The sequence below is a fragment of the Mesorhizobium loti genome, assembly GCF_003148495.1.
Taxonomy (GTDB): Bacteria; Pseudomonadota; Alphaproteobacteria; order Rhizobiales; family Rhizobiaceae; genus Mesorhizobium; species Mesorhizobium loti.
Map to the genome: position 1 here is coordinate 255,402 of NZ_QGGH01000004.1, position 19,941 is coordinate 275,342.

The following is a 19,941-nucleotide window of genomic DNA, read 5'->3' on the forward strand; positions in this document are numbered from 1 at the left end:
TCCAGTCGGGACGATGGTCAGTGGATCGGCACCAGCCCGGCAAGCTCGCGCATGTCGTCGAAAAGGATGCCGCCGGCCTGGATCAGACCGTCGCGGTCGGAATAGGGATCGGCATGATAGGAAAACACCCGCATGCCGGCGGCGATGCCGGCCTGCGTGCCGGCGACGCTGTCTTCGATGACGATGCAGTCGGCGGGCGCAAAGCCCATGGTTTTGGCCGCATGCAGGAACAGGTCGGGAAACGGCTTGCCGCGACCGACCATGGTCGAAGAAAACATCGCGTGCTCGAACAGCGGCAACAGTCCGGTCTGGCCAAGCGTGATGTGCATTTTCGACACCCGGGCCGAGGTGGCGACGCAATAGGCGATATCGGCTGAACGCACGGCTTCGACAAACTCGCGGACGTAGGGGATCGCCTCGACGCCATGGGCGAACAGGTCCGGCAGGCCGGCATTCCAGCGATCGACGAAATCGGCGCCGAGCCTGACGCTGGTCTCTGCTTCGATCTCTTTCTGCACCGACGCCATGCTGCGGCCGGAGAAATTCTTGCGGCAATATTCGAAGCTTGTCGGATAGCCGGCAGCGGTCAGCCATTCGGCGAGGCGCCGGTTGGCCAAGTTCTCAGTATCGACCAGGATGCCGTCGCAGTCGAAGATGACAAGTTTAGGCAGTTCAGACATCAGGCGGTGCCGGTCGAGCCGAACCCGCCCGCGCCACGCGCGGTGCCGCCTGCCAATGTGCGCTCTTCCACGGCCGCCTGCGTCACCGCCGCGAAGACGATCTGGGCGATGCGCATGCCGCGCGTCACCGCGAAATCCTCGTCGCCCAGATTGATCAGCAACACCTTGACCTCGCCGCGGTAGTCGCTGTCGATGGTGCCGGGCGTGTTGAGGACGGTAAGGCCATGTTTGAAAGCAAGGCCCGAGCGTGGCCGGACCTGACCCTCCATGCCTTCCGGAATTTCCAGGATCAGCCCGGTCGGCACCAAAGCGCGTTTTCCCGGCAGGATCAGCAGCGGCCGGTCGTCCGGCACCGCGGCGCGCAAATCCATGCCGGCCGCGCCAGTGCTTTCATAGGCGGGAAGGGGAAGTCCTTCACCATGCGGCAACCTGACGAAGCCGACGGTCGGACCGATGACGGAGGGAGTTTGAAGGGCTGCGCGCATAAAATCGATCCTATCGGCGCGAACGGCGATTCGGTCAACTCGACTGTAATTCTATCAACGGCTTTCTTTGTGGCGTTACGACGACCTGGCCATCGGAACGACGGTGGTCTCCTTGATCTCCTCCATCACGAACGACGCGGAGACATCAGACAGCGTCACCTTGGCGATCAGCCGCTGGTAGAGCCGGTCATAGGCCTTCACGTCTGCGACGCGGGCGCGCAAGACATAATCGAGGTCGCCGGACATGCGGTAGACGCCGGTGATCTCGGAAAAGCCGGTCACCGCCGCCCTGAATTTCTGCAGCCACTCCGGATCGTGGTTGGACGTGCGGATCAGGATGAAGACCGAAAGGCCAAGTCCGAGCTTTTCGGCATCGACCAGCGCCACCCGACCGGTGATGATGCCATCTTCCTCCAGCCGCTTCACCCGGCGCCAGCAGGCATTGCGCGACAAGGCCACCCGTTCCGACAGCTGGTCGACCGACAGCGTGCCGTCGCGTTGCAGCTCGGTGAGCAATTTTCGATCGATTTCATCGATATCGAGTGCCATGTGGGATGTTTGTCCCATGATCTGGCTGATTACAAGGATATTTTGAGACCGATGAACCGGCGAGGCGTGTCAGGATACTCATATCAGGAACTCAGACGCTGAAGGGGAACCAGCATGTCGGTCGCAAGGATTTTCACCTCTCATCCAGCCAAGGTTGGCGAGACCTATCTCAGTCATATGGCTTTTGCCGCCTGGTTCTCGTCGCGGCTGCTGCTGGCGGCGGGCGCCGCGCTCGTTCATGCTTTCTTGCCATTTCTGTTTGAGACTACCGCCAGCCGAATCGTTCGCGAGCTTTACGAGCGGACGCACAACAGAGGCACGCACGCGACCAAGGAGCCCGCGGCTCTTATGGATCGCGCCTAGAGGACGACAGAAGCGATGTGCCGATGGGCGGCCTATCTCGGTGAAGCGGTCTTTCTCGAAGACATCCTCACCGCGCCCTGTCACTCGTTGATCGCCCAGAGCCATTGCGCCCAGGAAGCAAAATCGCCGACCAATGGCGACGGCTTTGGCCTTGCCTGGTATGGCGACCGCCCGGAGCCGGGTCTCTATCGCGATATCCTGCCGGCCTGGTCCGATCCCAATCTGAAGAGCCTGTGCCGGCAGATCAAATCCGGCCTGTTCCTCGCCCATGTGCGGGCGTCGACCGGCGGCGCCACCAGCCGCATGAACTGCCATCCGTTCATCTCCAGCTCCTGGTCGTTCATGCACAACGGCCAGATCGGCGGCTTCGACAAGATCCGCCGTGCGCTGGAGAACTCGCTGTCCGACGCCGTCTTCGACCAGCGCGAAGGCACCACCGATTCCGAACTCTTCTTCCTGCTGATGATCGACGAAGGATTGGCCACCGATCCGCAAGGCGCCGTCTCCCGCGCCACCAGCCGCGTGCTCGAAGCCTCGCGCCGCGCCGGCCTAGAACCGGCGCTGAAGCTCACCGCCGCCTTCTCGGACGGGCAGGCGCTGCATGCGGTGCGCTATGCCACCGACGCCGACGCTCCGACGCTCTACACTTCTGTCCTGCGCAAGGGTGGCGGCCGCTGCATCGTCTCTGAACCCTTCGACCGCGAGGGCGGCGACTGGCAAGCGATCCCGCCATCGAGTTTTGTCACCATCACCGGCGATGACATGGCCATTCGGCCATTTGCTCCGATTGCGGCGAAGCTGGCGCTGGTCGGGTAGGTTTCTTCGCCAACTGGTAGCGTCGCGGGCCAGCGCCGACCTCAACAGACTATCGGCACAATTCCGATCAAACGCGGCCAATCCTCGAATGCTCAACTCCGCTTGAAATCGCGCCGCTATCCGCCATTTGATCAGGCACGCGCCGCCAAGCCGGAGCATTCACTATGGACCCCGTCTTTTCCTCGACTATCGATCTCGCCGCCGCCATCGCCGCGCGGAAAATCTCCGCCGTCGAAGCACTCGACGCCCACCTGGCGCAGATCGATGCCCACAACGAGGCCGTCAACGCCGTCATCTCGCTTGACAGGGATGGCGCCCGCGAGTGTGCCAAGAGGGCAGACGCAGCCCAGGCGCGCGACGAGGCTCTCGGACCTTTGCATGGCGTGCCGTTCACGCTGAAGGACATGCATGAAACGGCAGGCGTGAAGACCACGGTCGGCTTCCCGCCCTTTGCCGATTATGTCGCCAAACAGGACAGCCCGGTCGTCGCGCGGTTGAGGGCGGCCGGCGGCGTGCTGATGGCCAAGACCAATGTCGCGACCCTGCTGTCTGACTGGCAGTCGAACAATCCACTGTTCGGCCGTACCTGTAATCCCTGGAATCTCCAGCGCACGGCAGGCGGTTCCAGCGGCGGCGCGGCAGCGGCACTTTGCTCGGGGATGACGCCGTTCGACGTCGGCACCGACATGCAGGATTCGATCCGGCTGCCGGCCGCCTTTTGCGGCGTCTATGGCCTCAAACCGACCGAGCATCGTGTCTCGCTGGCCGGCGCCTTCCCCGATCCTGAAGGTGCTGCGCGCAGCGTGCGGCTGATGTCCTGCCTCGGGCCGTTGGCGCGCAGCGTGGAAGATTTGGCGCTGATCCATCAAATCGTCGCCGGCCCGGACGGGCGCGACACCGATCTTGCGCCGGTGCCGGTCGAGGACATGCCGAAGCTCGACCTCAAGACATTGCGCATCGCCTTCGCGCCGTCCTTTCCTGGCTTCCCGGTGGCCGGCGACATAAGCACCGCGGTCGAAAACCTCGCAAGGCAGCTGCAAGACGCCGGCGCCGCCGTCGAAGAAGCAAAACTGCCGAAACTCGATCTGCACGACGATCTGGAACAGGGCGGCAGGCTGATCGGCATGATGATGGAGGCCGCGCAGCCGGAGCCGCCCGAGGAACCGACACCGGTGTCACGCTGGTTCGAGGCGCTCGCCCGGCGCGACAGGTCCATTCTCGCCTGGGACCGGTTTTTCGAAAACTGGGATGCGCTGCTCTGCCCGGTCGCCATGACCACCGCCTTCCCGCATTGCGAGCCGGGCACGCCGATCAAGGTCGACGGCAAGGAGCAGAGCTATTGGATGCTACCGGCCTATGGCGCCGTGTTCAACTACAGCGGCCATCCAGCGCTTTCCATACCGTGCGGACTGGACAGCGCCGGCCTGCCGATCGGCCTGCAGCTGGTCGGCAGACGCTGGTCGGAGGAGCGGCTGCTCGGCATAGCCAAGGCAATCGAACCTTTGGCCGGCGGCTTTCGCCGTCCGCCTAGCTACTGAGCGAAGCGCGACAATCGATAAGGCGCAAGCAGCCGGTCGCGCTCGCCGTCGAGGATTTCCCGGGCGGCGAACAGGCCGACGGCTGTCGCCAGCGTGATGCCGGAATGCATGACCGCGACATAGACACCGTCCACGCCCTCGGCGCGGCCGATGATCGGAAAGCCGTCGATCGGCGTTGGCCGGTAGCCGACCGTGTGGAAATCGAGTTCCAACCCGTCGCTGTCGCGCAGCATGGCTTTCATGGCCGCAAACAGCGCGTGGGCGGTGGCTTCGGCATTCATGCCCGGGTCGGCGCCGCCAAAATCCGAACCGGCGATGATGCGGCCCTCCGCAGTCTGGCGCATGTGCAGTCGCTCGGCCAGCACCAGCCCATTGAGCAGCTTTTCTGTGGGTCGCGAATGGACGATCAGGCCGGGCGGCGTTTCGATCGGCAGGTTGATCCCGGCTGTCGCGGCGATCTCCGGCGAGCCGACGCCGGCCGCGATCACCACCTCGTCTGATGCAATCAGGCCATGCGATGTGTCGACACCGGTGATCTTGCCGTCGGTCTGGACCAGCGCCGTCACCGTGCTGGAGATAATACGTGCGCCAAGTCGCTCGGCGTCGGCCAGCAGCGCTTTCGTGGCTGCGACGGGCTCGGCTACCCCCTCTTCAGCCACATACAGGGCAAAATCCGGCAGCTCGGTGAGATTGGGTTCGATGCGCGCAGCACCGGCGCGGTCGATGCGCTCGATGCCGTAACCCCACGCAGAATGCTCGCTGGCATAGGTTTCCATGTCGGCCGCCGACAAATCCCAGCACAGGCCGCCGCACCAGCTGAGCGGAATTTCGGGCAGGTCCCGCGCCAGCCGCGTCCACTCGGCCATCGCGCGGGTGCGCAGCCGGAAATATGGCTCCGGATTGCCCCAGCTGGCGTTGATCCAGGCAAACGAGTTCGGCGTCGCCACCCCGCCGGCAGCGCTGTCGGCAATGACCGTCACTTGCGCGCCGGCCTTGCTCAGGTGCCAGGCGATGGAGGCGCCGATGATGCCGGCGCCGATGACGATCACTTGTTTTGCGGCGCTCATGTTCGCTCCTCTTCCCTAGCGACTTCTGACGGGCGTTCATCCAAGTGCCATCCTGGCAGCCGCTTGCCAACATCGCGCAGTGCGAAATATGCGGCAATGCGCTGGCCCGAGCCATAGCACGACTGAGCTGCATGCTCTGGCTGTGAGGCGGCAACCAGCAGCGTTCGAGCCGCCGGACCGGTCGACAGCCCGGCACTGCGCTGCTAGAAGCCCGGCCTGTCACACGGAAATCCCAGAGAATGCCCGAAGCAATAGAAGAAGAAGTGGCGCGCCGCCGCACCTTCGCGATCATCGCGCACCCGGACGCCGGCAAGACCACGCTCACCGAAAAGCTGCTGCTGTTCGGCGGCGCCATCCAGCTTGCCGGCGAGGTCAAGGCCAAGAAGGACAAGATCCAGACGCGGTCGGACTGGATGAAGATCGAGCGCGAGCGCGGCATTTCGGTCGTCACTTCGGTGATGACCTTCGAGTATGAGGACAATGTCTTCAACCTGCTCGACACGCCCGGGCACGAGGATTTCGCCGACGACACCTACCGCACGCTATCGGCGGTCGACTCGGCCGTCATGGTCATCGATGCCGCCAAGGGCATCGAGCCGCGCACGCTGAAACTGTTCGAGGTCTGCCGGCTGCGCGACATCCCGATCATCACCTTCGTCAACAAGATGGACCGCGAAAGTCGCGACCCATTCGAGATACTCGACGAGATCGAGCAGAAGCTGGCGCTGGACACCGCGCCGATCACCTGGCCGATCGGCCGCGGCAAGACGTTCTCTGGCACCTACCATCTGGCGCTGAACGCCGTGCGCAAGGGCGACGATGAGAAGGAACGCACGCCGGTCAACGGTCCCGATTCCAACCGCGTTGCCGGCCTGCTGCCGGAAAACGAGCGCGAGGCCTTCATCGAGGAACTGGAGCTCGCGCGAGAAGCGTGCAGAGCCCTTGATATAGAAGCCTTCCGCGAGGGCCATCTGACGCCGGTCTATTTCGGCTCGGCGCTGCGCAACTATGGCGTCCGCGACCTGATCGAGGCGCTTGGCGCCTTTGGCCCGCCGCCGCGTGCGCAGGAGGCCGACACCCGCAAGGTCGAGGCGACCGAGGAGAAGATGACGTCCTTCGTCTTCAAGATACAGGCCAACATGGATCCCAACCACCGCGACCGCATCGCCTTCGTCCGGGTCTGCTCAGGCAAGCTCGAGCGCGGCATGAAGGCCAAGCTGGTGCGCACGGGAAAGCCGATGTCGCTGTCGGCGCCGCAGTTCTTCTTTGCCCGCACCCGCGTCACCGCCGACGAGGCCTTTGCCGGCGATGTCGTCGGCATCCCCAACCACGGCACGCTGCGCATCGGCGACACGCTGACCGAAGGCGAGGAGATACTGTTCCGCGGCGTGCCGAATTTCGCGCCGGAAATCTTGCGTCGCGTCCGCCTCGGCGACGCCATGAAAGCCAAGAAGCTCAAGGAAGCGCTGCACCAGATGGCCGAGGAGGGCGTCGTGCAGCTGTTCTCGCCCGAGGACGGCTCGCCGGCCATCGTCGGCGTCGTCGGCGCGCTGCAGCTCGACGTGTTGAAGGAGCGGCTGAACTTCGAATACACGCTGCCGGTCGAATTCGAGATGTCACGCTTTTCCGTCTGCCGCTGGATATCGGCCGATGACAAGGCCGAGGTGCTGCGTTTCATCGAGGCGCATCGCGGCGACATCGCCCGCGATCTCGACAATGATCCTGTGTTCTTGGCGCAGCACGCCTTTTCGCTGAATTACGAAGCGGAACGCTGGAAGGCGATCAAGTTTGCCACCATCAAGGACTATCAGGTCCGCGACAAGGCGGCGTAAGTCGCGCTTTTTCCTTCTCCCCCGTTCACAGGAAGGTGAGGAGTGGTCCGCGCAGCGGGCGAAAAGCCAATTGCTTGGCTTTTCGAACGAGGAACGCCCGAAGGGCGGATGAGGGGCGGCGCGACCCTCGACTATCCTCTAGCAGCCGCTTCGATCTTGGCGATGTCGATCTTGCTCATCTGCATCATCGCTGACATCACCCGGCCGGCCTTGGCCCGGTCCGGATCCAGAAGCAGGCGCGGCAGCTGCTCCGGCACGACTTGCCAGGAAACGCCGAATTTGTCCTTCAGCCAGCTGCAGACGCCGGGCTCGCCGCCCTCTGTGAGTTTCTCCCAGAAATAATCGACCTCTTCCTGCGTCTTGCAGTCGATCGACTGTGACATCGCCTCGTTGAACTTGAATTGCGGTCCGCCGTTGAGCGCCTGGAACGGCACGCCGTCGAGTTCGAACGTGGTCACCAGCACTTTGCCTTCATCAGCGTGGCCTTTGGGCCAGCGCATTACGCTCAGCACCTTCGAATTCTTGAAGATGGAGACGTAGAAATTCATAGCATCTTCGGCCTGGCCGTCGAACCACAGGCAGGTGGTGATCTTTTGCATGTCGTGCTCCTCGGGGCGTTCTGGTTGCAGTTGCGGATGAAACGGCTGACTGAGAAAATGGTGCCATTCCCTTGCCGTTGACCCAAGGACGGCCGTGCGACACGCAATCCGACAGCAGGGCGCAATTTTTTCGCAAGCTCCGATTTTTGTGGGGAATCTGGCGCATTGCAAAATTGTGGCCAGACCATACTTGCGCGTCTATAACGCCTGCGGTCCGAATTCAGCTCCGCCGCGCCATTCTTCGGTTACGGTCAGCCACCAAGGAAAAAACATGCCTGCCTATCGCTCCCGCACCACCACCCATGGCCGCAACATGGCCGGCGCTCGCGGCCTCTGGCGCGCCACCGGCATGAAGGACTCGGATTTCGGCAAGCCGATCATCGCGGTGGTCAATTCCTTCACACAGTTCGTGCCGGGCCATGTCCATCTCAAGGATCTCGGCCAGCTGGTCGCGCGCGAGATCGAGAAGGCCGGCGGCGTTGCCAAGGAATTCAACACCATCGCCGTCGATGACGGCATCGCCATGGGTCATGACGGCATGCTGTATTCGCTGCCGTCGCGCGAGCTGATCGCCGATTCGGTCGAATACATGGTCAACGCGCACTGCGCCGACGCCATGGTCTGCATTTCCAATTGCGACAAGATCACGCCCGGCATGCTGATGGCATCGTTGCGCCTCAACATCCCGACCGTCTTCGTTTCCGGCGGTCCGATGGAAGCCGGCAAGGTGGTGCTCGCCGGCAAGGCGCAGGCGCTCGACCTGGTCGACGCCATGGTCGCGGCCGCCGATGACAAGATCTCCGACGAGGACGTCAAGGTCATCGAGCGCTCGGCCTGCCCGACCTGCGGCTCCTGCTCGGGCATGTTCACCGCCAATTCGATGAATTGCCTGACCGAGGCGCTGGGGCTTTCGCTGCCCGGCAACGGCTCGACGCTGGCCACGCATGCCGACCGCAAGCGGCTGTTTGTCGAGGCCGGCCATCTGATCGTCGATCTCGCCCAGCGCTATTACGAGCAGGATGACGAGACGGCGCTGCCGCGCAACATCGCCTCGAAGGGCGCCTTCGAGAACGCCATGACACTCGACATCGCCATGGGCGGGTCGACCAACACCGTGCTGCATATTCTGGCCGCCGCGCATGAGGGCGAGATCGACTTCGATCAGGACGACATCGACGCGCTGTCGCGCAAGGTGCCGGTGCTGTGCAAGGTTGCTCCAGCCAAGTCCGACGTTCACATGGAAGACGTTCACCGCGCCGGCGGCATCATGGCGATCCTCGGCCAGCTCGACAATGCCGGCCTGATCAACCGCGATTTGCCGACCGTGCACACGCGAACGCTGGGTGACGCGCTCGACCATTGGGATATTTCCCGCTCGACCAGCCAGAGCGTGCGCGATTTCTTCCTGGCGGCTCCTGGCGGCGTGCCGACACAGGTCGCCTTCAGCCAGGACCGCCGCTGGGACGAACTCGATCTCGACCGCGAGAAAGGCGTTATCCGGTCAGTCGAACATCCCTTTTCCAAGGATGGCGGCCTTGCCGTGCTGAAAGGCAATCTGGCGCTCGACGGCTGCATCGTGAAGACGGCCGGCGTCGATGAATCGATCCTGAAGTTCACCGGCCCGGCCCGCGTATTCGAAAGCCAGGATTCGAGCGTCAAGGCGATCCTGTCGAACGAGATCAAGGCCGGTGATGTCGTGGTCATCCGCTATGAGGGGCCGCGCGGCGGCCCCGGCATGCAGGAAATGCTCTACCCGACCAGCTATCTGAAGTCGAAAGGCCTCGGCAAGGCCTGCGCGCTGGTCACCGACGGCCGCTTCTCCGGCGGCACGTCGGGCCTGTCGATCGGCCATGCGTCGCCGGAAGCCGCAGAGGGCGGCCTGATAGGATTGGTGCAAGAGGGCGACACGATCGAGATCGATATCCCGAACCGCAGTATCCGCCTTGCTGTCGATGACGCAGAACTCGCTGCCCGCCGGGCGGCGATGGAGGCAAAGGGCACCCTGGCCTGGAAGCCCGAGGAAAAGCGCAAGCGCAAGGTGACGACAGCCTTGCGCGCCTATGCCGCCATGGCGACCAGCGCGGCCAAGGGCGCGGTGAGGTTCGTGCCGGAGTAGGGGTTGCGCAGAGGCTCCCTCATCTGGCTGCTTCGCGGCCACCTTCTCCCTGCTGGGGTGAAGAGGCAGGCGCCGGCGTTGACGATCTCTTCTCCCCTCGGGGAGAAGGTGGCCCGAAGGGCCGGATCAGGGCATGGCGCCCACATCCGGAACACCATCACGGCATCAACTGATACTCATAAAGCTTCTGATAGAGCCCGCCCTGCTTGAGCAAGCTCTTGTGCGGGCCGCTTTCCATCACCTTGCCGGCTTCGAGCACCACGATGGTGTCGGCCTGGTGCACGGTCGACAGACGGTGCGCGATGACGATCGTCGTGCGCCCTTCCGTCAATTGCTGCAGCGCATCGCGAAACAGCGCTTCCGATTCGGCGTCGAGTGCGCTGGTCGCTTCATCCAAGAGCAGGATCTCGGCATTGCGCAGCATGGCGCGTGCGATCGAGATCCGTTGGCGCTGTCCGCCGGACAGCAGCGCGCCGTTCTCACCCACTTCGGTGTCGTAGCCCTTCGCCTGCGCGCGGATGAAATCGTGCGCGTTGGCCGCCTTGGCGGCGGCGATCACTTCATCGTCGGTCGCGTCCTGACGCCCAAGCCGGATGTTGTGCATGATCGTGCCGGCAAACAGAAACGTGTCCTGGCTGACATAGGCGATCTTTTCCCGCAGCGACGCCAGCGTCGCATGGGAAATGTCCTGGCCGTCGAACAGCACCTTGCCGCTCTGCGGGTCGTACATGCGCATGATCAGGTTCAGAACAGTCGACTTGCCGCCGCCGGAAGGCCCGACCAGCGCCGTCATCTTGCCGGGCGCAAGGGTCAGGTCGAACCGGTTCAACACCGGCGGGCCATTCTGGTAGGCGAAGCTGATGGCGTCGAACCGGATCTCGCCCGGTCCGGCCAGAAGCGGCTTTGCATCCGGCTTCTCGGCCAGCGTCAGCGGCTCGTCGGCCAGCTGGAACATCATGCGCACGCCGACAATGCCGCTCTCCAGTGAGATGCGCACGCGGGCAAGGCGCTTTGCCGGTTCGTAGGCGAGCAGCAGCGCCGCGATGAAGGCCATGATGCCGCCCGGTGTCTGGCCGCCCTCCAGCACCAGAAGGCCGCTGACCAGCACGGCGCCCGCGATTGCCAGCCCGGCGAGCGTCTCCATCACCGGACTGGTGATCGCTTCCAGCGAAGCGATGTTGTTGGCCCTGTCCTCGACGTCCGACACGGCCTTGAACATGCGCTTGCGCATCATGCCTTCGAGGTTGAAGGATTTGACCACGCGCACGCCGATTGCGGTTTCCTGCATCACCTGCACGATCTGACCGACCGAGCGGAACTCCATTGCGGCGAACTTGCGAACACGCTTCAGGATGCGGTTGACCCCGTAGATAGCCAAGGGGCCGACGATGAAGCAAATCAGGGACAGCGACGGCTCCTGCACGATCATGACCAGCACCAGGGCAATCAAGGTCACCAGATCCCGCACATAGGAGGTGACGATGAGGTCGAGCACGTTGCGCGCCGCCTGGGCATTGTTGGTCATGCGGGTGATCAGGTCGGATGACGAGGTCGAATGATAGAACTCGATGCCTTGCGCCAGGACGCGATCGTAGATCTTGCGCTGCCGCTCGGCGATGATGGCGTTGCCAACCCGGCTCATGCAGTAGGCCTGGACGAAATTGGCGATGCCCTTGACGATGAAGATCACGGCGACCGCCACGGCAATCATGTTGACGCGTTCGATCCTTTTATCGATCACGAATTCATTGGTGATTTCGCGCAGGATCCAGGCGCTGGCAGCCGTCGTGCCGGCCACCACCAGCATCGACAGTATGGCGGCGCCGTATCCAAACATATGTTGGCGGAAGGATTCCCGAAGCAACCTCGCAACGAGGCGCTGGTTTTCCGTCGAGCGGAAGAAACGAAACAAACGGCGGATCCTTGAAACCGGGACAATGAAGGCGGCTTATAGAGGGAGTTGCGGCCGGATGGAACCATCCGCGGCCGCCGCGGACAAACCGCTGTTGCAAGAGGCATCGACGGGATGCGATTTTCAGCCTCGGTTACATCGGATGATTCTTTTGACGGGGATGACGACAGATGGATTTCGACCTTATCGTTCGCGGCGGCACACTGCCTGATGGCAGGGTTGCCGACATCGGCATCAGCGGCGAGACGATCGCGGCGATCGAGCCTGCTCTGCAAGGCTCTGCGCGGACCGAGGTTGACGTCCGTGGCAATCTGGTCTCGCCGCCCTTCGTCGATCCGCATTTCCACATGGACGCGACGCTCTCCTACGGCATTCCGCGCATCAACGCGTCGGGCACGCTGCTCGAAGGCATTTCGCTGTGGGGCGAATTGAAGCCGCTTTTGACGCATGAGGCGGTGCGCGACCGCGCGCTTGCCTACTGCGACTGGGCGGTGTCGATGGGCCTGCTCGCCATCCGCACCCATGTCGATGTCTGCGACGACCGCCTGCTGGCGGTCGAGGCGCTGCTCGAGGTCAAGAAGACGGTCGCCCCCTACATCGATCTGCAACTGGTCGCTTTCCCGCAGGACGGGTTTTATCGCTCGCCGACGGCACGGGAGAACACCATCCGCGCCTTGGACATGGGCGTCGATATTGTCGGCGGCATCCCGCATTTTGAGCGCACCATGGCCGACGGCACGCGCTCGGTAACGGAGTTGTGCGAGATCGCGGCCAGGCGTGGCCTGATGGTCGACCTGCATTGCGACGAGACCGATGATCCGCTGTCGCGTCACATCGAACAGCTTGCCTATGAGACGCAGCGCCTTGGTCTGCACGGCAAGGTCGCCGGCTCGCACCTCACTTCGATGCATTCGATGGACAATTACTATGTTTCGAAGCTGCTGCCGTTGATTGCCGAGGCGGGCGTCTCGGTCATTCCCAATCCGCTGATCAACATCATGCTGCAGGGCCGCCACGACACCTTCCCGAAGCGCCGCGGCCTGACCCGGGTCAAGGAGATGCTGGCGCTTGGCATTCGCGTCGGCTGGGGCCAGGATTGCGTGCTCGATCCTTGGTATTCGCTGGGCACCGCCGACATGCTCGACGTCGCCTTCATGGGCCTGCATGTAGCGCAAATGTCGAGCCCGGCCGACATGGCGCGCTGCTTCGACATGGTCACAAACGTCAATGCCGCGATCATGGGCCTCGATCATCTTGGCCTGGCGGTCGGCAAGCGCGCCAGCCTTGTCGTCCTCGACGCCGGCAATCCGATCGAGGCCTTGCGCCTGCGCGCCGAACGCCTGTGTGTCATCGCCAGTGGCAAGGTGGTGGCGGAGCGGACGAAGCAGGAGACCAGGCTGTCCATCGGTGGAAGGCCGGGAATGGTGAACCGGCGGCACGTATCCAGCTAGAGCGGTTCACCGTTTCGCGGAAACGGTGAACCACTCCTAGCTCTTTGTTTTGACGCAATTCCCAAGGGAAAGCGCTATGCGCTTTTCCCGGGAAAACCGTTTCACACTTTCCTGGTATTGCTCTAGATACAGCCGATTCCCGGCGCTGGTCTTACCCATTGCCCGAATTCTCCTCGTCAAAGCCGCCGCTTCCGTCTACGACGCGGCTTATATTGGGGGAGGAATCGGGATCGGCATGACGCAGCCCGTGGCGCAGAATTCGACGATCAGGAACGTGCTTTTGGCCGGCATTCTGCTGATGCTGGCCGGCGACTTCCTGTTTGCGCTGAATGACGCGATGGGCAAGTGGCTGGTCGCCAGTTTCTCCGTCGGCCAGGTCGTGCTGATCCGCTCCATCGGCGCCTTCTTCGTGCTTGGCCCGATGATCGCCCATCAGGGCACGGCCAAGCTGTTTCGCATGGAACGCCTGGAGCTGCAGCTGCTGCGCGTGGTGATGACCACGCTCGACACCGCGCTCTTCTATGCCGCCGTGGTCTATCTGCCGCTTGCCGATGTGATGAGTTTCTACATGGCCGGGCCGATCTACGTTGCGGCACTCTCGCATCTCTTGCTTGGCGAAAAGGTCGGCTGGCGCCGCTGGATGGCCATCCTGCTCGGCTTCTGCGGTGTGCTGATCATGCTGAAACCGTCCTCGGCGGCGTTCTCGCTGTCATCGGGCTTTGCGCTGGTGGGCAGCATCTCCTTCGCCTTCGCCATCATCCTCAACCGCCGGCTGCGCGGCACCAGCGACACAAATCTGGTGACATGGCAGACCATCGGCACGCTGCTGGTCGGCGGGGTGCTGACCATCGGCGCCTGGCAGACGCCATCGGCACTCGATCTCGGCGCCATGCTGCTGCTCGGCATCGTCTCCTGCGGCGCCCATCTGATGATCACCAGGGCGCTCAAGCTGGCGCCGGCCTCGACGCTGGCGCCGCTGCACTACACGCTGCTCCTGTGGGCGGTGGTCTTCGGGCTGGTGTTCTTCGGCGACGTTCCAGGCCCGCGCATCCTGATCGGCTCGGGCATCGTCGTTCTGGCCGGCATGTTCATCTTCCACCGCCAGAAAGTGGTCGAAACCGCGGTGCCGCCGGAGAACGTGCCGAAGGGCGTGAATTAGTCCAGGCTCAGCCCTGACGTATCGCCGCCAGGTGCCGTGAGAATTCAGGCGTCTCCATCAGCGCCTTGCAGCGCGCAAATCGCCCATCGGCATAGGCGCGGAAATCGTCGACCGGGTTGTTGTTGGCGAGCTGGATCAGCCCCCACAGCGTCCACAACAGATCGCACATCGCCTTGTGGATGACGATGCGGCCGCGCTCCACCGGCCTGGCCTCGCCGCCGAAATAGGCGCGCATCATCTCTTCATCCTGCATCGTGTCGAATTTGCCTTCCACGCTGAGGTCGCCAAGGTCCCAGAGCGGGTCATTCATGCCCGAATATTCCCAGTCGACGATCCACATCCGCTCACCCGTATCGAGAAAGTTTTCGCACAGCGGATCGCAGTGGCAGGCGACGAGCGGCAGCGGATGGGCGGCCAGCGCCGACCGCACTGTCTCGGCCTCGCGCACGACGTCGTGATAGCCGGCGGGCAGGGCGACATCCTTGGTCGACAGCACCTTGAGGTAGTCGTCGATCATCGCAAACAGTTCGAAGCGGAAGGGAAACACCGCGCCTGAAGCGTGCAGCTTGCGGAAGGCCTCGCCGGCGCGGGCCGGGCTGCCAGGCCGAACCTTGAATTTTTCCGGCGACATCGTCTCGGCGCCGGCGATGAAACGCGTCACCATGATGCCGGTGCCGGGGTCGACATGCAACACTTCGGGGCTGACCCCTGCTTTTGCCGCTTCGCGCGCGGCCACCGCTTCGTTGGCCCGGTTGATGTATTCTTCGGTGCCCTTGCCGGGAATGCGCAGGCAGAATTCGCCGGCCTTGAAAACCAGGTTGGTGAGGCCGCCGAGCCGTTCCAGCGGCCCGTTGTAGCCGGCCAGCATCGGAATGGCGTCCAGTGTTGCCCGCGCCTCGTCTGTCACCGTGCCTGCGCCCCCACGCTGTTATTTGTCGCAGCGACGGTTCCACAATTTTCGTGCTTTGGCTATCATCCGATTGAGGGTTCACAGATTGGCGGATAGGACAAAAGTGGCGGACAGCAAACATCAGGGCGCACTCGCCGAGGCCTACGCGGCGAAGCGGCCGGAGGAAGTCGCCGCGCTCTACGACCGCTGGTCGCAAACCTATGATGCCGACATGTCGGCCGCCGGCTATCGCCATCCAACGATCTGCCTCGCGTTGCTGGCGCGCCATTTGCCGCGCGGTGCCGCACCGCTGCTCGATGCGGGAGCTGGCACCGGGCTGATCGGCGAATGGTTGAACATTGCCGGCTACCCCCAGGTCGAGGCACTCGACATTTCTGAAGGCATGCTGGCCCAGGCCGCACGCAAGGGCGTCTATTCGGCGCTTCATTGCCTGGCGCTGGGCGGACAACTGCCCTTTGCCGACGATGCCTATGCCGGAGTGATCTCGGCCGGCGTCTTCACCTCCGGCCATGTCGGCACTGAGGGACTGGACGAACTGATCCGCATCTGCCGGCCGGGCGGAGTGATCGTGCTGACGGTCAAGAACACACTGTGGGAAGTGGGCTTTGCCGCGCGCATCGCCGAGCTGGAGGCGCAAGGCCTCTTCACTCGCGTCGAGGAAACGCGTCCTTACGTCTCGATGCCGGGCGAGGCCGACACCGTGCCCAGCCGCGGTCTCGCGCTGCGCGTGAACTAGGCTTTCACTCTCTCCGCTGCCGGATCGTACATCGGCTCGAGATGGATCTTGGCCGGCGTCCGCTCCATTGCGACCACCAGTTCATAGTCGCCCGAGGCGAGAAAATCGTCGCTCACCCCATCGGCGTTGCGCACATAGCCGTAGCCGATGTTCATGCCCAGCGTGTAGCCATAGCCGCCGCTGGTGAGATAACCGACCGGCTCGCCATCGCGCAGGATCGTCTCGCGGCCGAGCAGCACGATCTCCGGATCATCGACCGTGAAGCCGGCAAAGCGCTTCTTCAACGCCGTGCCGCTGGCCGTCTCAAGCGCGCGCCGTCCGATGAAATCCGTGTTCTTGCGCAGCTTGACCGCCCAGCCGAGCCCGGCTTCCTGCGGCGTGTCGTTGGGCGTGATGTCGGAGCCCCAGGCGCGATAGCCCTTTTCCAGCCGCAGCGATTCCAAGGCACGATAGCCGACCGGGCGGATGTCGTGCTTTTTGCCTGCCGCCATAAGCGCGTCGAAGACTTCGCCGGTGGCCGCGATCGGCACATGCAGTTCCCAGCCGAGCTCGCCGACATAGGTGACGCGCAGCGCCCGAATGGTGTGGCCGGCGATGGCAATCTCACGCACGTGGCCGAATGGGAATGCGGCGTTCGACACGTCAGTGTCGGTCACTGCCGCAAGCACATCGCGTGCCCGAGGACCCATCAGCGACAGCGTGCCGAAGTCTTCGGTGACATCGACAAGCGTGGCCTTGAGCCCCTCGCCGATATGGTCGCCGATCCACGAGGAATCATGCGTGCGGAAGCCTGTTCCGGTGACGATGTAGAATGTCTCTTCGGCCAGCCGCGCCACTGTCAGATCAGCCTCGATGCCGCCGCGTGTGTTGAGAAGCTGGGTGTAGGTCAGTCGGCCGACCGGCTTGCTGACGTCGTTGGCGCAGATCCAGTCCAGCGCCTTCAGCGCGTCGGGCCCGCTCAGCTCGTATTTGGCGAAGGAGGATTGATCGAAGATGCCAACCTTTTCGCGCACATGCCGGTGTTCGTCGCCGACCGCCGCGAACCAGTTCTGCCGGCCCATCGAATAGATGTCCCGGGGTTCGATGCCTTGCGGTGCGAACCAGTTCGGCCGCTCCCATCCGAGCTTCGAGCCGAACACGGCATTTTGCTGCTTCAGCCTGTCGTAGAGCGGCGAGACGATGCGGGGTCGCCCGCTGGCATACTCCTCATGCGGGAAGCCGATCGTATAGTGCTTGCCATAGGCCTCCAGCGTGCGATCGCAGACCCACTGCCGGTCGCGGTGCAGGTTGGAAAAGCGCCTGATGTCGACCACCCACAGGTCGAGCGGCGCCTCGCCATCGACCACCCATTGCGCCAGCACCCAGCCGGCGCCACCGCCCGAGGCGATACCGAAGGCATTGAAGCCGGCGCCGACGAACATGTTAGCGCATTCGGGCGCTGTGCCGAGAATGAAATTGCCGTCCGGCGTAAAACTCTCCGGCCCGTTGATCATCTGCTTGACGCCGACGGTTTCCAGCGCCGGCACACGCGCGATCGCTTGCATCATATGTTGTTCGAAATGGTCGTAATCGTCGTCGAACAGCCGGAACTCCCAATCGTTGGGGACGTCCCCGGTCGTCCAGGCCTGCGGGTTCGGCTCATAGCCGCCCATCACCAGCCCGCCGACCTCCTCCTTGAAATAGGTTCGCCGGTCCGGGTCGCGGATGGTCGGCGCGTCGGTCGCCAGTCCGTCGATCTTCTCGGTGATGATGTACTGGTGCTTCACCGGCTGCAGCGGCACGTTGATGCCGGCAAGCGCTCCGACCTGCCGCGCCCATTGGCCGGCGCAGTTGACCACCTTATCGCAGGTGATGTCGCCCTCACTGGTCTTCACCACGGTGATGCGGCCGTCCTTCATCTCGAAGCCGGTGACACGGACATCCTCGAACAGTTTGGCGCCATGCATGCGTGCGCCCTTGGCCAATGACTGCGTGATATCGGAGGGGCTCGCCTGACCATCGGTCGGCAGCCAGGAGGCGCCGACGAGATCGCCGGTTTCCATGAGCGGCCACATGGCCTTGACCTCCGCCGGCGACAGCAACTGCATGTCCATGCCGAAGCTTCTTGCCGTCGTCGCCAATCTTTTGTGCTCGGTCCAGCGGTCGGCATTGGTGGCGAGCCTGAGGCACCCGGTCATCTTCCAGCCGGTGGCAAGGCCGGTCTCGGCCTCCAGCCCCTTGTAGAGGTCGACGGAGTACTTCAGCACGCGGGTGATCGAAGCTGACGAGCGCAGCTGGCCGACAAGGCCGGCGGCATGCCAGGTCGAGCCCGAAGTCAGCTTGCCCTGCTCCAGCAGCACCACGTCGGCCTTGTGGTCGCGTGCCAAATGATAGGCCGTCGAACAGCCGATAATGCCGCCGCCGATGACGACGATGGCGGCCTGGCTCGGCAATGTCATGATTTCTGTATCCCGTACTTCGTTCTGTAGTTTTCCAGCGCGCCTTCGAGCCGCGTCAGGTTTTCCTCGGTGTAGGCGACGTAGTCGATGCCGGGCGCGTCGAGATAGAGCTCGGACACCATGCTCCACATCGCCTCGCGCAGCAGCGAAGCGCATTGCATGGCCGCGTGCGAACGGCGGATCGCTTCGTCCGGTTCCTTCATGAAATAGGCGGTCAGGAAGGCGAAGGATTCCTCGTCGCTCATGCCGGCGTTGGAGGCCACGCCGGCGAGGTCGAACATCGCCGTGTTGAAGCCGGCATATTCGAAGTCGATCAGCCACAACCTGTTGCCGTCGTCGAGAATGTTGGCCGGCAAAAGATCATTGTGGCCAAAAACGATCGGCAGCAGTTTCTGCGCGCGCTCCAGTTCGTCGGCCAGCGTCAGCAGGCGCGGCAAGTCGCTGCGCTTGCGGCTGCCACCTTCTTCAAGCGTGCGCGCATAGTCGCGAATGACGTGGAACACCCAGAACATGAAGCCGGCGCCCGAGATGTGATTGGGCATCTCCCGGTGGAAGCCGCGCATCAGGGCCGCGACGCGGCCGAGATTGGCCCGCACGTCCTCGGCGAGATAGGTCTTGGCGCCGAGAAACTCCGTCACCAAGATGCCCGGTTCGGCATGGCGGACGGCTGGCGCGAAACCGGCGGCATGCGCCGCCCGCGCCGTCATCACCTCGCGCTCGCGAAAGACATGGTGGAACGGATAGTCCTTGCCGAAGCGCACGACATGTTTGCCCGCCGCGTCCGTGACGACATAATTGGCATTGCTCAGGCCGCCCGGCAGCGGCGCAATCTCAATGCTGCCGGTCCAGCAAGGCAGGGCGCGGATGCGGTCTTCGGCAATCACGGAATCATTCCTGGTTTGCTGGGCTTCGACAAGGCGCCACGGACAGCGCGACGGCAGCAGGGAGAAACACAAAAAATCTCGTCGGTGCGGGATGCCAGGATCGGTATCCCGCACCGCACCGACGAGCCCCTTGGCTAGGTTTTGAACCCCGCCATCCGCCCCCGCGGATCTGAAAATTCCTTGCACCAGACACGTTGCAGGCTGCCTGGTCAGTGAGTTGCGGCTCTGCCATCACCCTCCCGTTGCAGCTCCGAAACCCCTGTTGAGATTTGGATTTCACGCCAAGGTTGCCTTGCTGTCAATAAAAAGGTGTGACTTTTTTTGGGTATTTTGCCCGAAAGCGCAGGCATTTCCTTTAAAAGCACTTGAATTACCTTAGAATCGGTCAAAAGGCTAAGTCGGGGAA

General features: G+C 63.3%; 17 protein-coding genes. 8 read left to right on the plus strand and 9 right to left on the minus strand.

Annotated elements, in window-relative coordinates:
• Positions 1-17 precede the first annotated feature (17 nt).
• The 3 genes from C8D77_RS18095 to C8D77_RS18105 all read right to left on the minus strand — a co-directional run bounded on the left by C8D77_RS18095 (position 18) and on the right by C8D77_RS18105 (position 1,714).
• Complete coding sequence (locus C8D77_RS18095) at positions 18-680, minus strand: HAD family hydrolase (protein ID WP_109666074.1); 663 nt, start codon at positions 678-680, stop codon at positions 18-20.
• A complete protein-coding gene (gene dut, locus C8D77_RS18100) occupies positions 680-1,165 on the minus strand; it encodes a dUTP diphosphatase (protein WP_056588233.1) in 486 nt (161 codons plus the stop codon). The genes C8D77_RS18095 and dut overlap by 1 nt, the downstream gene beginning before the upstream one ends.
• Before the next feature lie 75 nt (positions 1,166-1,240).
• Positions 1,241-1,714 carry an Lrp/AsnC family transcriptional regulator gene (locus tag C8D77_RS18105; protein ID WP_109666076.1) on the minus strand — a complete coding sequence of 158 codons (474 nt, stop codon included), beginning with the start codon at positions 1,712-1,714 and terminating at the stop codon, positions 1,241-1,243.
• 114 nt (positions 1,715-1,828) lie between these two features.
• Between C8D77_RS18105 and C8D77_RS18110 the strand changes: the two genes are divergently transcribed.
• The 3 genes from C8D77_RS18110 to C8D77_RS18120 all read left to right on the plus strand — a co-directional run bounded on the left by C8D77_RS18110 (position 1,829) and on the right by C8D77_RS18120 (position 4,431).
• Positions 1,829-2,077, plus strand: a complete 249-nt coding sequence (locus tag C8D77_RS18110; protein WP_109666078.1) for a DUF6356 family protein — start codon at positions 1,829-1,831, stop codon at positions 2,075-2,077.
• A 15-nt stretch (positions 2,078-2,092) separates the two neighbouring features.
• Positions 2,093-2,893 carry a class II glutamine amidotransferase gene (locus C8D77_RS18115; RefSeq protein WP_109666080.1) on the plus strand — a complete coding sequence of 267 codons (801 nt, stop codon included), beginning with the start codon at positions 2,093-2,095 and terminating at the stop codon, positions 2,891-2,893.
• A gap of 164 nt (positions 2,894-3,057) precedes the next feature.
• Positions 3,058-4,431, plus strand: a complete 1,374-nt coding sequence (locus C8D77_RS18120; RefSeq protein ID WP_109666082.1) for an amidase — start codon at positions 3,058-3,060, stop codon at positions 4,429-4,431.
• Here the strand turns inward: C8D77_RS18120 and C8D77_RS18125 are convergent.
• Positions 4,425-5,498 carry an NAD(P)/FAD-dependent oxidoreductase gene (locus C8D77_RS18125; protein ID WP_109666084.1) on the minus strand — a complete coding sequence of 358 codons (1,074 nt, stop codon included), beginning with the start codon at positions 5,496-5,498 and terminating at the stop codon, positions 4,425-4,427. The genes C8D77_RS18120 and C8D77_RS18125 overlap by 7 nt on opposite strands.
• A 239-nt stretch (positions 5,499-5,737) precedes the next feature.
• Between C8D77_RS18125 and C8D77_RS18130 the strand changes: the two genes are divergently transcribed.
• On the plus strand, positions 5,738-7,330 hold the full coding sequence (locus C8D77_RS18130; RefSeq protein WP_109666086.1) for a peptide chain release factor 3: 1,593 nt from the start codon (positions 5,738-5,740) through the stop codon (positions 7,328-7,330).
• Between the two features lie 131 nt (positions 7,331-7,461).
• On the opposite strand, the gene C8D77_RS18135 is transcribed toward C8D77_RS18130, so the two are convergent.
• Positions 7,462-7,929, minus strand: coding sequence for a VOC family protein (locus tag C8D77_RS18135; RefSeq protein ID WP_109666088.1), 468 nt, complete (start codon positions 7,927-7,929; stop codon positions 7,462-7,464).
• A gap of 271 nt (positions 7,930-8,200) precedes the next feature.
• Here C8D77_RS18135 and ilvD point away from each other — a divergent pair, with 271 nt between their 5' ends.
• Positions 8,201-10,045, plus strand: coding sequence for a dihydroxy-acid dehydratase (gene ilvD, locus C8D77_RS18140; protein WP_109666090.1), 1,845 nt, complete (start codon positions 8,201-8,203; stop codon positions 10,043-10,045).
• 157 nt (positions 10,046-10,202) lie between these two features.
• On the opposite strand, the gene C8D77_RS18150 is transcribed toward ilvD, so the two are convergent.
• A complete protein-coding gene (locus C8D77_RS18150; protein WP_109666095.1) occupies positions 10,203-11,957 on the minus strand; it encodes an ABC transporter ATP-binding protein in 1,755 nt (584 codons plus the stop codon).
• Between the two features lie 170 nt (positions 11,958-12,127).
• On the opposite strand from C8D77_RS18150, the gene C8D77_RS18155 reads away from it, so the two are divergent.
• Together C8D77_RS18155 and C8D77_RS18160 are read left to right on the plus strand one after the other, a co-directional pair.
• Complete coding sequence (locus tag C8D77_RS18155) at positions 12,128-13,408, plus strand: amidohydrolase family protein (protein ID WP_109666097.1); 1,281 nt, start codon at positions 12,128-12,130, stop codon at positions 13,406-13,408.
• Between the two features lie 235 nt (positions 13,409-13,643).
• A complete protein-coding gene (locus tag C8D77_RS18160) occupies positions 13,644-14,567 on the plus strand; it encodes a DMT family transporter (RefSeq protein ID WP_109666099.1) in 924 nt (307 codons plus the stop codon).
• 7 nt (positions 14,568-14,574) lie between these two features.
• Here C8D77_RS18160 and C8D77_RS18165 read toward each other — a convergent pair whose 3' ends face one another.
• Positions 14,575-15,435: a phosphotransferase family protein gene (locus C8D77_RS18165; protein WP_109666101.1), complete on the minus strand. Its 861-nt coding sequence runs from the start codon at positions 15,433-15,435 to the stop codon at positions 14,575-14,577.
• Positions 15,436-15,580: 145 nt separating this feature from the next.
• Here C8D77_RS18165 and C8D77_RS18170 point away from each other — a divergent pair, with 145 nt between their 5' ends.
• Entirely contained in the window at positions 15,581-16,213 is a 633-nt protein-coding gene (locus tag C8D77_RS18170) for a class I SAM-dependent DNA methyltransferase (RefSeq protein WP_170136764.1), read from the plus strand.
• Here C8D77_RS18170 and C8D77_RS18175 read toward each other — a convergent pair.
• Both C8D77_RS18175 and C8D77_RS18180 read right to left on the minus strand, forming a co-directional pair.
• On the minus strand, positions 16,210-18,651 hold the full coding sequence (locus C8D77_RS18175; RefSeq protein WP_109666105.1) for a GcvT family protein: 2,442 nt from the start codon (positions 18,649-18,651) through the stop codon (positions 16,210-16,212). The two genes, C8D77_RS18170 and C8D77_RS18175, sit on opposite strands and share 4 nt — an antisense overlap.
• Positions 18,648-19,535: a phosphotransferase family protein gene (locus tag C8D77_RS18180; protein ID WP_109666734.1), complete on the minus strand. Its 888-nt coding sequence runs from the start codon at positions 19,533-19,535 to the stop codon at positions 18,648-18,650. The genes C8D77_RS18175 and C8D77_RS18180 overlap by 4 nt, the downstream gene beginning before the upstream one ends.
• Positions 19,536-19,941: the final 406 nt, after the last annotated feature.

What these genes read in the sequence shown, in the direction of transcription:
- C8D77_RS18160 (WP_109666099.1), top strand. Translation starts at nt 13,644, where the DNA reads ATGACGCAGCCCGTGGCGCAGAATTCGACGATCAGGAACGTGCTTTTG.
- C8D77_RS18155 (WP_109666097.1), top strand. Translation starts at nt 12,128, where the DNA reads ATGGATTTCGACCTTATCGTTCGCGGCGGCACACTGCCTGATGGCAGG.
- C8D77_RS18115 (WP_109666080.1), top strand. Translation starts at nt 2,093, where the DNA reads ATGTGCCGATGGGCGGCCTATCTCGGTGAAGCGGTCTTTCTCGAAGAC.
- C8D77_RS18120 (WP_109666082.1), top strand. Translation starts at nt 3,058, where the DNA reads ATGGACCCCGTCTTTTCCTCGACTATCGATCTCGCCGCCGCCATCGCC.
- C8D77_RS18130 (WP_109666086.1), top strand. Translation starts at nt 5,738, where the DNA reads ATGCCCGAAGCAATAGAAGAAGAAGTGGCGCGCCGCCGCACCTTCGCG.
- C8D77_RS18175 (WP_109666105.1), bottom strand. Translation starts at nt 18,651, where the DNA reads ATGACATTGCCGAGCCAGGCCGCCATCGTCGTCATCGGCGGCGGCATT.
- dut (WP_056588233.1), bottom strand. Translation starts at nt 1,165, where the DNA reads ATGCGCGCAGCCCTTCAAACTCCCTCCGTCATCGGTCCGACCGTCGGC.
- C8D77_RS18125 (WP_109666084.1), bottom strand. Translation starts at nt 5,498, where the DNA reads ATGAGCGCCGCAAAACAAGTGATCGTCATCGGCGCCGGCATCATCGGC.
- C8D77_RS18095 (WP_109666074.1), bottom strand. Translation starts at nt 680, where the DNA reads ATGTCTGAACTGCCTAAACTTGTCATCTTCGACTGCGACGGCATCCTG.
- ilvD (WP_109666090.1), top strand. Translation starts at nt 8,201, where the DNA reads ATGCCTGCCTATCGCTCCCGCACCACCACCCATGGCCGCAACATGGCC.
- C8D77_RS18105 (WP_109666076.1), bottom strand. Translation starts at nt 1,714, where the DNA reads ATGGCACTCGATATCGATGAAATCGATCGAAAATTGCTCACCGAGCTG.
- C8D77_RS18110 (WP_109666078.1), top strand. Translation starts at nt 1,829, where the DNA reads ATGTCGGTCGCAAGGATTTTCACCTCTCATCCAGCCAAGGTTGGCGAG.
- C8D77_RS18135 (WP_109666088.1), bottom strand. Translation starts at nt 7,929, where the DNA reads ATGCAAAAGATCACCACCTGCCTGTGGTTCGACGGCCAGGCCGAAGAT.
- C8D77_RS18165 (WP_109666101.1), bottom strand. Translation starts at nt 15,435, where the DNA reads ATGCTGGCCGGCTACAACGGGCCGCTGGAACGGCTCGGCGGCCTCACC.